Source organism: Cyanobium sp. BA20m-14 (assembly GCF_024346295.1).
The window spans coordinates 1-13,512 of record NZ_JAGQCR010000066.1; the positions used below are offsets into that span (position 1 = coordinate 1).

Consider the following 13,512-nt stretch of genomic DNA (forward strand, 5'->3'; position numbering starts at 1 on the left):
AATACGCCGAGGCTTAGTACCAGAGCGATCAGGGCACCTGCCCCTTTGCTGCGACGTCTGGTCGCAATGGGTTGAGTGGCAGCAGCAGGCTGGATTCCCTTGATCTGATCCAACAGGCTCCGGCAGGCCGTGTCGTGATCAGTGCTGTGGGCCTGCAGCCAGTGCAGATTTGCGAGGTGGTAGCGCCAGGCGCCTGCAGGTGCGAGGTCCTCAACCTGGAAGGGAATGATCACCGTGTTGCTTTGCATCGCCAGGGTGAGCTCCTTGGCCACCTCCTTGCTTGCCATCGAACCGCTGGTCCAGATCAGCACCATATGGCTGGCGTCATCGATCATGGCCGCAATCGAGCCGGCCCAGTCCTGCCCGGGCCTTATGTCTTCCGGAGCCTTGAGGGCTCGAATGCCGCGCTGGTTCAGATAGGTATAGATCGAGTTGGCCAGCGAGGCATCAGCACTTGAATAACTGACAAACACCGTTGCAGACATCGCTATGTCAAGTGAACCTTCCGTGACAAGCTACACCACATCAGATGACCATTCGTGAAGCCATATGGGCTGCGCGGCAGACTGACAAGAAAATCCGAGTGTGAGCCAAGGCAACGCCTGACATGTTTAGAAAAGCTTTTTATGCGTTAATTCTCGTCCAAGGGCTATCTTTTTCCGTTTATTTTGGCTACTGGTCGATCAAGGACTACATAGCCCTTGAACAAGCTGTTGCCCTGAAAAGACCCCACGAAGAACTTCGTCATCGCATCAATGTGGGATTTGAAGGGGTCTGGTTCCTGCTTTCAGAGTTTTTAGTTCTCTATTCGGCAGAAGCCCTTTGGCGCTCCAGTTCCAACAGTAACGGAAAAGCAGATAAGAAGTGATCTGGTGCCTGCACGAACCATTACCTTCCATTGCCGAGGAACCCAGGATCGCGCCAGGGGCTTATGGCTTGGGAACCGGCGCTCCAGAGAGAAGCCTGGACAGCATTTGCCAAAAAACTCTTGTGTAGGGAGTTAGCCAATACTCAGGATTTTTCCACTTGAAGACAAACACACGGTTGCCAATCCTTTGGAAGGACTCCCGGAAGCAATTCAAACGGCGATCATCAGCTTCTGAGCCATCGTGATAGACAGCAATGGCCGTATCTCTGCGTCCTGCGACCCCAAGGCGGTAAGCGGCGTCGATGGTGGAGTTGCAGCTGTTGCGATAGAGCTGAATGTCAACGTGGTCGCAGAGCCTTGCTGCTCGCCAGGTGTACTGGCCGGGTTGGAAGGAACACCACAACTGCCGGTCGCTCAATAGCGACCGCAAGCTGGCGATTTCTACCGGAGGCTTGGCAAAGAAGTGATCATCGACCTGCAGCGCCTTGTAGCCCGACACCTTGCTTATTCGCGTCAGGTTGTCAGCGGTGGGGCGCTGAATCCAGGCCACCGGCTTGAGCTTGGCCCGGTTGGCGCGCCAGGCGATCCAGCGCAACAGCGGATCAGGGAGGCTGTCTGCATGCACCATCACCACAGCAGCTCCCTTCTGCTTCATCTCTTCAAGTTCCGTGTCCAGCCGGAACAGCCCTATGAACAGGAGGGCGTTGTACTGATCCAGCCAGTAGCCATCGGAGGCAACTGCGGCGCTTGGCAGCAGAACCAAAATTGCGGCAGCTGTGGCTGCGATCGTCCCCCGAATCAACGCCATGGGTAGCTCTCCAGAACACGGTGCAGCGCTGTCAACATGGTGGCCAGATCCACGGGAGTGACAACCTGCCTCCGCTCAGGGGGAGCTGGGTGGCCCATCCAGTTGCCGAACACCCGCACCTGGTGCAGGCAGCTCACGATCCAAGGGTTCAGTTCACGACGCTGCAACGCCTGCAGCCCTTGATATAGCCCCCCTTTTCGCCAACCGAGGTGATGTCGCACCAACCGCTCGACAAGTCGGCGGCTGTGCATGCCCAGGGCCACGGGGGTGACCTGATCACTGGCCAGCAAATAGCTGAGTTCGCTGAGGTCCACTTCCGCTGTAAGCAAAGGATGCAGTCGCCCAAACCCGCGCAGCAAGCCCAGTAGCTCGACGCGCAGTTCATCGAGATCTCCCAGTGGCACGACATCACGGGCACCGGGGCTGCGGCCCAACTCGAGATCGATCCGTTCTGCCAGCAGATCCAAGGATTCGCGCTGGCGATCGAACACGATCAGGCGCTCCAGATCTGGCACATGCCGGAAACCGCTACGGCAGCAGCTGAGAAGATCCGGGAACAGACGCTCAGGCGCCACGGCCTGGTTGCCCGCACTCAAGAGTGGTGAGGCCACCACCGGGCAATGGATGCCCTGCAACGGCAGCACCGCCAGCAGGCTGAACAGCTGTCGGAACACCGGCCAGGGAGTCGCCAACGCGCCATTGTTCTGGCGCTCACTTTCCACCACGGCAATCCGCCGGAAGTGCGTGCTGGATCCATCCGGCCAGCGGGGAGGTGTTGCCAGCTCAGCCAGTGGTGGACTGATCCATGCCTGCAGCGCGCAGCTGGTGAGATCAAGGGCGCGAGGTAATGCGCCCAGCTCCAGCCCGCAGGCTTGCTGCAGCCGCTGCACGAGGGTGCCTGGCACAGGCTCGTAGTTGCCCACCCAGGCAGACACCACAAGCAGATCGGCCTGTAGACCAAGCCCAAAAAGCTCCCCCCACTGCAGTTCCAGGGTGCGCTCCGCTGCTCCAGGGTCCACGTCGAAGGCATTCAGGAGCATGGCGGATGCCCGGCTGAGCACGAATGCTCGCCCGGATGGGGCCGCACAGCCCCATCCCGTCAAACTATGCAGTCTGCGCATAGGTCGCTGCCTTGACGGTGTGAAGGCCTACGTGTAAGGCCGTAAGCTCGTCTTAAGCTCCTGCTAACAGCTGAGCTCCGCCATGGCGCATGGATGTCACCAGTTCTCCACAACCGCATGAGTTGAGGAATGGCTACAACTGTTCAGAAAGTATGCCAAGCACCGTGTCGGAGCCGAGCCGAGCCCAGCTCGACAACCCACGTGATGTTTACAAGCTGATTGAAAAGCTAACCGAAGAGGGCAAGGCTGAATCAGTTGCTGGATGGTCAATTGACGTGCACAAGCTCCAGCTAGCTGTTGAGCTGCTGAAAGACGTTGACCTCTCGGACGACTGAGTCAATCCGCCAGCTATAGCCCTGCTCAGCCTGACGACCGTTCTTCAATTCCCGCGAGTCCCATCCATGCCAAGCCAACGACCGATCGGAGATATCGATCTTGATGAGTTGATCGACTGGATCAAGCGACGGCCGGAGCTGCGCCACCTGCGCGAGGAGGCCGATAAGGCCAAGGTGGATTACAGGCCTGGAGAAGCGACGCCCCGGAAGCGGATCGGCATCGCCGACGACCGCATCCTGCGCAGTCCAGCGACAGGTCTGGTGGGTCGTGTCCGCGAGATCGTCTGGGTGCCGGTTCGCAACATGCGTGGTCGCTCCTATGCCACACCCACCACCGATGCCACGGTGAATGCCACAGCCAAGTTGATGAGCATCTCCACGTTGTGGGATTTCTTCTGCACCCTGCCGTTGTTCAAGTTCGGCTTGGCCGGTCCCTTGGCGGGGATGGCTTGGCCCGGTGCAGTGGTGCTGTCCTTCTTGATCCTGTGGGCCTCGAACGTGGCGGGAGAGAAGGCCACCGACCGCCATGACGCCAACCATGCGCGCACGGCAACGCTTGCCCTGTGGGCTTTTCTGTTGTTGAGCCTGGCTAAGACCGCTTTCTCCGGGGTGGGCATCGACCTGTTCATTGGCTCACGGGCGGTCGCCTCCCGCTATAGCGAGCAGCTGATCGAGCAGAAGATCAGTGGAGACCGCAAGGAGCTGTCGCGATTGGAGGAAGGTGGCCCCGAACTGAAGGCAGCAGCAGCCGAGTGCGATCGCCTTAAGCAGCAGCTGGGGCAGATAGACCGCAATAGCAACGAGAAAGCATTCCAATCGACCTATGTACTGGCCTACGGCTCGAAGGCTGCGGAAGCGGCCAATGCGGGGCTGACGCCCCAAGCTCTGATCAACAAATACGGCTCGGTGGGGAGAGTGCCGGGCGCCTGCACCCAGCAGAAACTGCTGCAAGAGCAGAACAGCGAGAAAGCCCGCGACCTCCGCGAAGCAATCGAACGCAAGGCGCGAACCAGCCAGTCGATGCCGCCGCTGGCCTTCCTGCAGAAGGAGGAGCCAGAGATCTTCGCGGAGCACTTCCGCGAGCGAGGTAGCGAGCTGGAATGGGTGAACGGCACCACAGCGGTCGCCCAAGCGACCGATCAGTTCTGGGAGCAGCTGCTCAAGGGGCAGTTCGGCCTGCTCGGTTTCTCCCTGTTCTTCCTGATCGTCTCGATCATCCTCACCGGGGTGGCTGCCTTGCTGATCTATCAGCTGTCGCAGAATGCAGCAGTGAAGGCCTCCTACTCACCCACGGTTATGGACGAACGTGACGGCCGCCTGCAGGCCTACCTCGAGGCGATGAAAGCCCGCAAGGAGGGGTTCTGATCCATGGCCTGGATACCCCTGAACAACCGTTCTGCCGAGCTGCGCAGCGCGTTGGAGCGCTGGAAGAACGAAAGCGGCAGCACCGCTGAGATGGAGGAGCAGTACAACCAGCAGGATTTCGGCCTGCTCAGCGAAGCACAACTGCTTGAGCAGATCACCCCTGCGGCGGCAGCGCCTGCATCAACCAACCAGGCCCCTCCTGCCCCCCGCCTGCGGGAGGGCGATGCCTTCGAGACGCCGTCGCTGCGCTACCTGCGCAACACCGCCGAAACGGCAGAAGACCGGCGTTGGGCCGATACCCTGCACGACAGCATGCTGCTGGAGCTCTGGCTGCAGCACGTCACCGAAACGGGTGACACCTACTACCCGCCGCTGGCCGAGGACCTGTTTCAGTCGTACCAGTTACAGGAAGACGGCCACCACAGCTGAGGGTGTTCTGCGCCAGCGCCGGGCTGCTGATCGATCACGAGCTAGCTGCTGCCATCAGCGCCGGCCGCTTCCCGCTGCTGACGGAATGGCAGGTGGAGCTGGAACAACATTGGCGGCCCCAACCGGGGGCACCACCGCTGGTGCTGTTGGTGGCGGGGCTGGACTGGCTGCCGAGCGCCGGGCGTGATCCGCAGCGGCCGCACTGCCGGCCCCTGCCACTGGAGCTACGGCCGGTGCTGCAGCAGCTCGCCGAGGGTCTGGGGGCGCGGTTGATTGAACTCGATGGCGGCCGGCTCAGCTGTGGCGTGATGCGCGATGACCTGCTGGAAGCGCCGCTGCTGCTGGTGGCGACGCAGCGGCCGGCGGCAGAACTCTTCAGCGGGGGAATGCTGCGCGAGCAACCAGGCCAGCTGCTCAGCATCTGGCGCCCGCCCGGCGACGATGGCCGCCTGCGGCACCAGTTGCACCGGGGCTTTGCGCCGCTGGACGCCACCGATCTGGAGGGAGACCTGCCTGCACCGCTGGCGGCCCTGCAGCTGCTAGGGCAGGAGGGCAACACAGGCGCGGCACGGCTGGAGCTGGTTCAGCGCCTGCTACTGCCGCTGGCCCTGCTGGCTGGGCTGCTGCTCTGGCAGTGGAGCAGCCGCGTGCTGCCGGGGCTGGTGCTGATCGCTGCGGCCTGGTGGTGGCTGCACCGCCAGCCGGGGCTGCAGGAGCGCAACCGGCGCTGGTGCCGTCAGCAGCTGCTGGCGCTGCAGCGGCTCTGGGCTGATTTTGCCATCCCCGAGCGGGTGCGCGACCAGTTGTTTGAGGGTCGCCGGTCCGTTGCTGGCGAGGAACCGCTGCTGCTGCTGCAGGCCCTGCAGGCCAATCGACTACCTCTAGAACTGCAGCGGCCCGAAGTACGGTGCTGGCAGCGGGTCGATCTGATCGATGCCCTGCAGCTGTTCGAGGGTTTGCAGATGCAGCTGCGCCGGGGTGAGCAACTTCGGCGTCAGCTCCAGCTCTGGTTGCGCCTGTTGGCTGGGCTGCTGGGGCTGACGCTGCTGCTGGCAGCGGCGCTCGCCCAGAGCTGGACCGATGCCCTGGTGCTGCCGACAGCGGCACTGCTGGCTCTGTTCAACCTGCTGCGGCCAATTCCGCTGCTGCTGCCGCTGCGGCGGCAGCGCGGCGTGGCTGCCCTTGAGGACCCACTGGCAACCTTGCGCCGCGCCCAGCGCAGCGACGACCTCAGCGCGGCGGGGGGATTGCGGCAGGAGGTGGAACAGGCGGTGCTCAAGGCCGGCCGCGAGCTGGTGGACGTGGTGAACGACAGCCTCACGGCCGGCGGCGCAGAAGGCAGCGTGTGAAGACCTGCTCAAGCGATCTAGGTTGAAATCTCAGATGAGCAACGGCAATGGTGGTCGCCCCGGTCGATGCGCTCGCAGCCCAAGACGCTCTGCCCATGCCCACCCCGTTGGCGTGGGTGGAGGCGCTGTTGGCCGATCGCGTCCGTCTGCTGCGCCAGGGCGTGCCGGCCAGCTGGCTTCGCCAAGCGGAGGAGGCAACAGACCTCGGTCGCAGCACCCTGTGCGCCCTCCTCGGTCTCAAGATCTCCACCATCAACCGCAAGCTGAACCAGAAGCTGCGGCTCAGCCCTGACGAACAGAACGGTTGATGGGTCTGCAGCGGCTGATCGGCGAAGTGGAGGCGGTGGTGCGCGACTGCGGCGATGGCCAGGGGTTTGCTGCCTGCCGCTGGCTGGCCAGCTGGTTGCAGCGCCCCAATCAGGCCCTGGGCGGGGCCACCCCTGCCGCCTTCTTGGACACCGCCGAGGGCCGTGAACAGCTGTGCCGGTTGATCGGCGCTCAGCGCTCCAGCGCCTACGTGTGAGCAATAGACAGCTCCTCTGGCTGATCGCCACCCAGGGCCCCAGCTGGCGCGCCGATGATCTCAGCGGCCAGGGAGCAGCTAACGATCCAGGACGCTGGAACTCCCTGGGATTGCCGGTGATCTATGCCTCCACCTCCATCGCCCTGGCCTGGCTGGAAACAGTGGTGCACGTCACGGGTGATCAGGGTCTGCCGCTGCGCCGCTGGCTGGTGGCGATCGATGTTCCAGCGAAGCACTAGCAGCAACGTCTCAGCCTGGAGCCGGCTCAGCTGCCCAGCTCCTACCTACCGTCGTTCCTGAACTGCTGGTACTGCTATTGGGCGTCTGGTTGCTCTCACGTCAACCTTTGCGGCAACGCGCCCAGCAATGGTGGTGCATTGCTGACGTCCTTTGGATCGAAGACCTCTGGAGTTGTTTTGAGTTGGAGGAATCGCCTTCCGACTGTTTGCCGCCAGGGCAGCCCCTGGATCGCAAGGATGACCACGGCGCGCTTGTGGGGTTGCTCAAAGCCCATCAGTTTTGGCTTTGGCTGACTCCGCCTGCAGCCGCCTGGCAGCGGCCGCAGTTGGTCGACGTGATCGAAATCCTGCGCAGTCGTGAGGGGCGACTTGAAGGTTCTCTGCTGCAACATGATTCCATTGCTCGTGCCATGGCTGTGTGTCTGGGCGCCATGGCGGCATTGATGGCCGTATCGCTTTACCTTCACGAGCGTTGGTTGGATCAGTTGTTGCTGTTGCTTGGGGTGACAATGGCCACTCTCTGGCTCGGAAGACCCCTGCCGCTGGTCGCGAAGGAGCGCCTCAGGCAACATCTCAGACGTCTGGAGCTGACCCGTCTGCCCTTGATCACGGCACAGGCCCATGAGGATTTGAGCGATCCCGGCCTGCGTCAATCAGTGGCACTGGCGATTCGCAGAGTGGGGGCTGAAGTTCTGGATCTCTGTGGTGATGGGCTCCAATCTGTACAGGCGCGACGTCGCTGGCTGCCGTGATGCCTATCTGCGCCGATTTCCATCTCTGATTACAGTTGCTATTTGTGACGAGACACGATGATTGAGCTGTTGGTTCTGGCGACACCAATGGCCGTTTGGCGGCATCCCTGTGCGTGATTTACATCATCCGCTTTCTAGATGTGGTGGAGCGGGAACGGCCAGGCCTATCCGGCGGTATGGCGCCGCGACAACGACGGCGACATTGAGGTGAGCGTGAATGCTGGTGGTGTCTTCGTCTTTTCAATGCCTGATTGAACGTCTTCGACTATGCCGATAGGCCATGGGAGAGTAGGAATGATCGATCTGAAGGCCACGATGTCGAAAGCAGTCACCAGCCTGATCGGTGCCAGCATCCTCGGTGCAGGCGGCTACCTGTACGCCACCCCCTGGATCAGCATCAACCAGTTCCGGGAGGCGATCCAAGCGAAGGATCTGCCTGGCATCGAGCGTCACGTCGATTTCCCCAGCCTGCGCTCGTCGCTCAAGGATCAACTCAAGGTCAAGCTGTCGGAGGAGATCACGCGCCAGTCCGGCGGCAACGCGCTGGTCAACTTCGGTATGGGTGCTTTCGGCTATGCGCTGGCCGAACCAATGATCAATGCCGCTGTGGATGCCTACATCTCGCCGGCCGGGCTGAAAACGCTGATGGCCGGCAGGCCGCCGGAGGGAATGGGGGCCGATTCCGGCCCCGAGGTCCCCCAGCTGCCGGACACCAGCAGCAGCGATGCGTCGGTGTCGATGGCCTACAAGACACCCAACTTGTTTGTGGTGGCAGCCAGCGACAGCAGCAACGGGCAGACAGTGCGCTTCAACTTCGAGCGCCGGGAGCTTGTCAGCTGGAAGCTCACATCGCTGACGCTGCCGTGAGGCGGCGGTGGCTGCTGATCCCAGTGATCCTCTCGGGGGCCTGCATGGGGTATTGGGCCTGGTTAGTGCAGCGCACCGAGGATGTTTACACCGGGGTTTCCCTGGAGCGGCTGCGCTATGCCCACCTCAGCGATACCCAGCGCCGGCGGATGACCTGCTTCGGCGCCCATGGCCGCCTGGATGCCGCCCGGGGCCACCCGCGTGATTTCTGCAGGCCCTTTCTCAGGGAGGCTGGCCTGCTGCCATGAGTTCGCCGCTGTTCGCAGGAGCTTCGCCCCCCGAATTCCGCCAGATCCGCGTTTTTCTCTCGAGCACCTTTCGCGACTTCATGGAGGAGCGCGATCTGCTCGTCAAGCAGGTGTTTCCCTCTTTGCGCCGCAGAGCTCAGGAGCGGGGCGTGGAGGTGGTGGATGTGGACCTGCGCTGGGGGATCACGGAGGAGGAGAGCGAGCAGGGCAAGGTGATCGGCATCTGCCTGGCGGAAATCGACCGCTGCAGGCCCTACTTCATTGGGATGCTGGGCGAGCGCTACGGCTGGACACCTCAGCCGGGTGACTATCCACCTGAGCTGCTTGAGCAGGAGCAGCTGGGGTGGATCAGGGATCACCAGGGCGGCGCCAGCGTCACCGAGCTGGAGATCCTGCACGGGGTGCTGAACGACCCGAAGATGGCCGGCCGGGCATTCTTCTACTTCCGCGATCCGGCGTGGAGCCAGGCGCAAAGCGAACCCGGCTTTGTCTGCGACACACCTGAAGAAGAGGCAAAACTCGCCGCCCTCAAAGACCGCATCCGCACTAGCGGTTTTCCTGTGGCAGAAACCCTGCCGGACCCCAAGGCGATCGCCGATCAGATCGAAGCGGACCTCTTGTCGCTGATCGAAGAGCAGTTTCCCAATCTGGATCAGGCCGATGCGCTGGAGAAGGAAGCGCGTAAGCACGCCAGCTATCGCCAATCACGGCTTGGTGTCTACCTGGGGCAGGAGTATGTCGACCAAGTGGAGGCATTCGTCAGCAGTGGTCAGCAGAAGATCCTTATCACCGGCGAGTCCGGATCGGGCAAAAGCGCCTTGATCGCCAACTGGATGCACCAGCACGAGCTGGAACACCCCGGTGATGTGGTGTACACCCACCACCTCGGCTGCAGCAACGACGCCAGTGCGATCCGGCCCCTGCTGGGCCGGATGCTGGATACGGCCTCAGCTCTGCTGCTCGATCACGCGCTGATCAGTGATTCCATAGATGTGCCAGAAGACTGGTGGGAGCTCACCGCCAAGGTGGCGGAGACGCTGCAGGGCCTGGGTCGATGGTGTCGCAAAACTGGCAATCGCTGGATCTGGGTGCTGGATGGGCTGGATCGTCTGGCGCCAGAGGACCAGCAAGCATTGCCGTGGCTGCCGTTGCTGATTCCACAGGGCGTCAGCGTGGTGATCAGCGCGCTGAACTTTCCGGCCCGGGCAATCGTTCAGGAGCGGCAGTTCCAGTTGCTGGAGATCGGACCACTCAAGCGAGAAGAGCAGGTGCAGTTGATTCAGCGCTACCTGCAGCGCTACACCAAACAGCTAGATGGGGGCCTGCGCCAGTTGATCGCTGGGCACCCGCAAGCGGGTTCACCACTGTTTCTGCGGGTGCTGCTGGAAGAGCTGCGCCAGTGCGGTCGCTACGAGACGCTGGCGGAACAGCTCACTGGATACCTGCAGGCCACCTCAGTGGCAGAGCTCTATGGATTGGTGCTGCAGCAGCTGGAGATTGATGGCAACGGCGCGGCCTGCACGGCCGCGTTGACGGCGCTATGGGCAAGCCGCGCCGGATTGCCGGAAGCTGAACTGCTGGCGATCACCCAGCTGACTCCGCTGCAGTGGGCTCCGATCGATCTGGCCTTGCAGGAGGCCCTGGGGCGCAGCGGGAACCGACTGGTCTTCGGTCATGACTTCCTGCGGCAGGCGGTGGAGATGCGCTACCTGCGCAGTGAGGAGAACAGAAGGGCTGCCCACTGCGCGATTGCTGATTGGTTTGGCGCGCAGAAGGAGTGGGAGGGGCGCAAGGCCGAGGAGCTTCCCTGGCAGCTGGGCCAGGCACAGCGATTCATAGAGCTCAGGGGCCTGCTGCTCGACCAGGAGGCACTGCCCTCGCTCTGCTCTGAGCGGAGCAACCGCGAACTGCTCGGCTATTGGCGGGCGGCACGGCAACCGGATGACCCGGAGTTCGATGCACTCATCGCCGTTGATGTTGAGCGCGAGATTGAGGCCCTAGCTGATGATCCCGAGCTGTTGGCCTGGTTTGTTGGTCAGCTTGCTGACCTGCTCAGTGATGCAGGACTGGAAGGCGATCTGCTAGTGCGGCTGCGAACACTGTCGCTGGAGCTCGAGGAGGAGCTGGCCCAGCAGGACAACGAGCCCTATTCGCTGCTGTGGAGCATGCGGTCTCTTGCGGCACTTCTACGCAGGCGGGGCGACTTTCAGCAGGCAGAAGCGCTTTATCAGCGCTGCCAGAGCACAGCAGAACACCACTTTGGGGTGCTGTCTCAGGAAGCCCAAGTGAGCATTGACGATCTCGCCGGGCTGTATCGCGATGCCGCCTCCTTCTCCAAGGCTGAATCCCTCTATCGCCAGGTGCTCCAGCAGAGCCATCGCTGCTTTGGCTACCGGCATCCCTCCACGCTCGACACAGTCAGCAGCCTGGCCCGGTTGTATGCAGACCTCGGCGACTATTCCCGGGCAGAGCTTCTCCATGCTTCCTGTCTGAGGGAGGGCTCGCTGCTTCTAGGTACTGATCACCGCTCCACCCTGTTGTCTCTTGGCAACCTGGCCTCTGTGCACCATCAGCGTGGCGACTTTCGGCAGGCGGAAGACCTCTACAGACGCTGTCTGCAGGCCAGCGAGCAGGTTCTTGGCCTTGACGACCCCAGCACCCTCAGCGCAGCGGGGAACCTGGCCCTCCTCTATTCACAGATGGGGGAGTATGAGCAAGCCCGATCGCTTCATCAGCGGTGCCTCTCGGTTCGGGAGGACCGACTAGGCCCTAACCATCCTGAGGTGCTCAAAACGCGTCTCAATTTCGCCGGTCTGCTCCACGACACGGGCGAGCACGAGCAGGCGCTGGAGCTAATGGAAGCATGCGTGTATGACTTCGGGCAGCTACTTGGCCATGACCATCCAAATACGTTAATCGCAGCAGGCAATCTGGCGATGCTCTACGGCGATCTCGATCGCCTTGATGAGGCAGAAGCGCTCTACCTACGCTGCCTGGAAACCCGAGTGGCAGTGCTCGGATCAGAGCATCCCGACACCCTGAGCTCGCTCCACAATCTGGGCGTGCTGCGGCTTGAGCAGGGGCATTTTGGCGAGGCAGCTGATCTGTTGGGCCGCTGCCTGGATGCGTTTCAACGCACGCTGGGCCCAGGCCATCCCGACACGTTGGCCGTGATCTGCCAGCTTGCTGCAGTGGCCCAGGAGCAGGCTGACGATCACCGCGCTGAGGAGCTGTTCAGACGGGCGTTGGCCGGGCGCAAGCAGGCGTTGGGTAATGCCCATCCAGCAACGCTGGCTGTGATGGGCCGTTTTGCGGACTTCCTTTCCAAGCAGGGGCGCCTGGAGGAGGCCATCAACCTGCGCCGCCAGGAGCTGACGGCCCTGATGGAAAAAAATGGTGAAGATGACCCTGAAGTGCTGGCAGCGATCAATCAGCTGGCGATTGATCTGCGTGATGCCGCTGAGCTGCAGAAGTAAAGCACTCTGCACCCTGGCCATTGTGACACCTTCATTTACTATCAACATTCCGCGTTCGGGATCGAAGGCCATTAGGCTTGATTGGAATTAATCTGTCTATTCTCTCTATTGATCACAAGCAAGATTGATCAGTGTTGTTTTTTAATCCGACCTTGAAAATAGTGGAGAGTCGGCCTGGGAGTTGACGCCCCTATAAAGCCGAAACGCTTGCCTTGGTCGCCAGCGATGGCTAAATTCCAAAAGTATCCCAAAGCTCGAATCCATGGCCAACTGCAATTTTTGCGATCGCCCACTGGCAAATAATCGGCAAATTGCGTTTCGCTGTCAAAACTGCGGCGCCATTTTTTGCTCCAATGGAAACTGCGATGGCTCGCTCGGTTCAGGGCGTTCGGGTGGGTACTGCAAAGCATGCAAGACCTCTAATTCAGTTAAGACTGCCTAGCACCTGTCGGCTGCCGTGCCGCCCACAGCTGGGTCAAGCAGCTCCGGATGTAGGTAGGCTGAGTTGTCCTGCGAGTGGAGATCTGCCCTGGCAAACTCCTGTGATTTCCCTACTGTGAGTAAAGGCGAAAACCACTCGATGCCCTTGGGCTACCAACGCTTGCTGTCCCAGGATCTGCAGCAGGGCCTAGGTGCTCTGCCTCTGTTCACCCCCAATCCCATGGGCGATTGGCTAGAAGACTTGATTGCCGATGAGATCCCGACCGCCCTGATCCATTCCAGCTACTGATGGCGATTCAGGATCTGCTAGGTACAGGTTTGGTGCAAGATCCCGGAGCCGTGCCTCTTGTGGTTGCGCTTGCCGGACATCGGGACCCGCGCCCGCAGGATTTGCCGGTTTTGCGTGAGCGCTTTTGTGAGCTGATCCGGGAGCTGCTCTCGGCGCTGCCACACACGCCATTGATTCTCCTCAATGGCCTGGCGGCTGGGATGGACTCAGAGGCTGCCGAACTGTTCCTTGAGCTGATCACTGAGCATCGTCAGCAACATCCACACACGTCCCAGCACCAGCTGGTGGCAGCCCTGCCCAAGCCCCGGCAGCTTTACCTGGAGGAAGACTTTCGCGAAAACAACATCGAGCGAGCGCGGCTTGAGCGGCTGCTGCAGCGCTGTGATGCGGTGCTCGACGGCG

17 protein-coding genes are annotated in these 13,512 nt (G+C 61.6%); 14 read left to right on the forward strand and 3 right to left on the reverse strand.

The genetic code is table 11. The features are described 5' to 3' along the window. Positions 1-485, reverse strand: a 485-nt coding sequence (locus KBZ07_RS08010; protein WP_254931115.1) for a toll/interleukin-1 receptor domain-containing protein, incomplete at its 3' end; no start/stop codon positions are given. Positions 486-607: 122 nt separating this feature from the next. Here KBZ07_RS08010 and KBZ07_RS08015 point away from each other — a divergent pair. After that, positions 608-868 (forward strand): hypothetical protein, encoded by a 261-nt coding sequence (locus KBZ07_RS08015; protein ID WP_254931116.1) that lies wholly within the window; start codon positions 608-610, stop codon positions 866-868. Positions 869-929: 61 nt separating this feature from the next. On the opposite strand, the gene KBZ07_RS08020 is transcribed toward KBZ07_RS08015, so the two are convergent. Together KBZ07_RS08020 and KBZ07_RS08025 are read right to left on the reverse strand one after the other, a co-directional pair. After that, entirely contained in the window at positions 930-1,631 is a 702-nt protein-coding gene (locus KBZ07_RS08020; RefSeq protein WP_254931117.1) for a hypothetical protein, read from the reverse strand. Between the two features lie 35 nt (positions 1,632-1,666). Further along, positions 1,667-2,716 (reverse strand): DUF4145 domain-containing protein, encoded by a 1,050-nt coding sequence (locus KBZ07_RS08025; protein WP_254931118.1) that lies wholly within the window; start codon positions 2,714-2,716, stop codon positions 1,667-1,669. Positions 2,717-2,886: 170 nt separating this feature from the next. On the opposite strand from KBZ07_RS08025, the gene KBZ07_RS08030 reads away from it, so the two are divergent. From KBZ07_RS08030 to KBZ07_RS08090, 13 genes are all read left to right on the forward strand, one after another. Beyond that, entirely contained in the window at positions 2,887-3,132 is a 246-nt protein-coding gene (locus KBZ07_RS08030; RefSeq protein WP_254931119.1) for a hypothetical protein, read from the forward strand. A gap of 66 nt (positions 3,133-3,198) precedes the next feature. Then, complete coding sequence (locus tag KBZ07_RS08035; RefSeq protein ID WP_254931120.1) at positions 3,199-4,497, forward strand: hypothetical protein; 1,299 nt, start codon at positions 3,199-3,201, stop codon at positions 4,495-4,497. A 3-nt stretch (positions 4,498-4,500) separates the two neighbouring features. Next, positions 4,501-4,926: a hypothetical protein gene (locus KBZ07_RS08040; protein WP_254931121.1), complete on the forward strand. Its 426-nt coding sequence runs from the start codon at positions 4,501-4,503 to the stop codon at positions 4,924-4,926. 2 nt (positions 4,927-4,928) lie between these two features. Beyond that, the gene (locus KBZ07_RS08045) at positions 4,929-6,275 is read left to right on the forward strand and encodes a hypothetical protein (RefSeq protein WP_254931122.1); all 1,347 of its coding nucleotides are present in this window, start codon (positions 4,929-4,931) and stop codon (positions 6,273-6,275) included. A gap of 95 nt (positions 6,276-6,370) precedes the next feature. Beyond that, positions 6,371-6,583, forward strand: a complete 213-nt coding sequence (locus tag KBZ07_RS08050; protein WP_254931123.1) for an antitoxin Xre-like helix-turn-helix domain-containing protein — start codon at positions 6,371-6,373, stop codon at positions 6,581-6,583. Then, on the forward strand, positions 6,583-6,798 hold the full coding sequence (locus tag KBZ07_RS08055) for an MbcA/ParS/Xre antitoxin family protein (RefSeq protein ID WP_254931124.1): 216 nt from the start codon (positions 6,583-6,585) through the stop codon (positions 6,796-6,798). The genes KBZ07_RS08050 and KBZ07_RS08055 overlap by 1 nt, the downstream gene beginning before the upstream one ends. After that, complete coding sequence (locus tag KBZ07_RS08060; protein WP_254931125.1) at positions 6,795-7,037, forward strand: RES family NAD+ phosphorylase; 243 nt, start codon at positions 6,795-6,797, stop codon at positions 7,035-7,037. The genes KBZ07_RS08055 and KBZ07_RS08060 overlap by 4 nt, the downstream gene beginning before the upstream one ends. A gap of 326 nt (positions 7,038-7,363) precedes the next feature. Then, positions 7,364-7,789 (forward strand): hypothetical protein, encoded by a 426-nt coding sequence (locus tag KBZ07_RS08065; protein ID WP_254931126.1) that lies wholly within the window; start codon positions 7,364-7,366, stop codon positions 7,787-7,789. A gap of 294 nt (positions 7,790-8,083) precedes the next feature. Then, on the forward strand, positions 8,084-8,656 hold the full coding sequence (locus tag KBZ07_RS08070) for a DUF2939 domain-containing protein (protein ID WP_254931127.1): 573 nt from the start codon (positions 8,084-8,086) through the stop codon (positions 8,654-8,656). Beyond that, positions 8,653-8,904, forward strand: a complete 252-nt coding sequence (locus KBZ07_RS08075; protein ID WP_254931128.1) for a hypothetical protein — start codon at positions 8,653-8,655, stop codon at positions 8,902-8,904. The genes KBZ07_RS08070 and KBZ07_RS08075 overlap by 4 nt, the downstream gene beginning before the upstream one ends. Next, positions 8,901-12,380 (forward strand): tetratricopeptide repeat protein, encoded by a 3,480-nt coding sequence (locus KBZ07_RS08080; RefSeq protein ID WP_254931129.1) that lies wholly within the window; start codon positions 8,901-8,903, stop codon positions 12,378-12,380. Before KBZ07_RS08075 ends, KBZ07_RS08080 begins: the two co-directional genes overlap by 4 nt. Positions 12,381-12,936: 556 nt before the next feature. Further along, positions 12,937-13,110 carry a hypothetical protein gene (locus tag KBZ07_RS08085; protein WP_254931130.1) on the forward strand — a complete coding sequence of 58 codons (174 nt, stop codon included), beginning with the start codon at positions 12,937-12,939 and terminating at the stop codon, positions 13,108-13,110. A 101-nt stretch (positions 13,111-13,211) separates the two neighbouring features. Further along, the coding region (locus KBZ07_RS08090; RefSeq protein ID WP_254931131.1) for a hypothetical protein at positions 13,212-13,512 on the forward strand (301 nt) is incomplete at its 3' end.

Coding starts and splice junctions, on each gene's coding strand:
- KBZ07_RS08015 (WP_254931116.1), top strand. CDS start 608: ATGTTTAGAAAAGCTTTTTATGCGTTAATTCTCGTCCAAGGGCTATCT.
- KBZ07_RS08025 (WP_254931118.1), bottom strand. CDS start 2,716: ATGCTCCTGAATGCCTTCGACGTGGACCCTGGAGCAGCGGAGCGCACC.
- KBZ07_RS08030 (WP_254931119.1), top strand. CDS start 2,887: ATGGATGTCACCAGTTCTCCACAACCGCATGAGTTGAGGAATGGCTAC.
- KBZ07_RS08035 (WP_254931120.1), top strand. CDS start 3,199: ATGCCAAGCCAACGACCGATCGGAGATATCGATCTTGATGAGTTGATC.
- KBZ07_RS08040 (WP_254931121.1), top strand. CDS start 4,501: ATGGCCTGGATACCCCTGAACAACCGTTCTGCCGAGCTGCGCAGCGCG.
- KBZ07_RS08050 (WP_254931123.1), top strand. CDS start 6,371: ATGCCCACCCCGTTGGCGTGGGTGGAGGCGCTGTTGGCCGATCGCGTC.
- KBZ07_RS08055 (WP_254931124.1), top strand. CDS start 6,583: ATGGGTCTGCAGCGGCTGATCGGCGAAGTGGAGGCGGTGGTGCGCGAC.
- KBZ07_RS08070 (WP_254931127.1), top strand. CDS start 8,084: ATGATCGATCTGAAGGCCACGATGTCGAAAGCAGTCACCAGCCTGATC.
- KBZ07_RS08080 (WP_254931129.1), top strand. CDS start 8,901: ATGAGTTCGCCGCTGTTCGCAGGAGCTTCGCCCCCCGAATTCCGCCAG.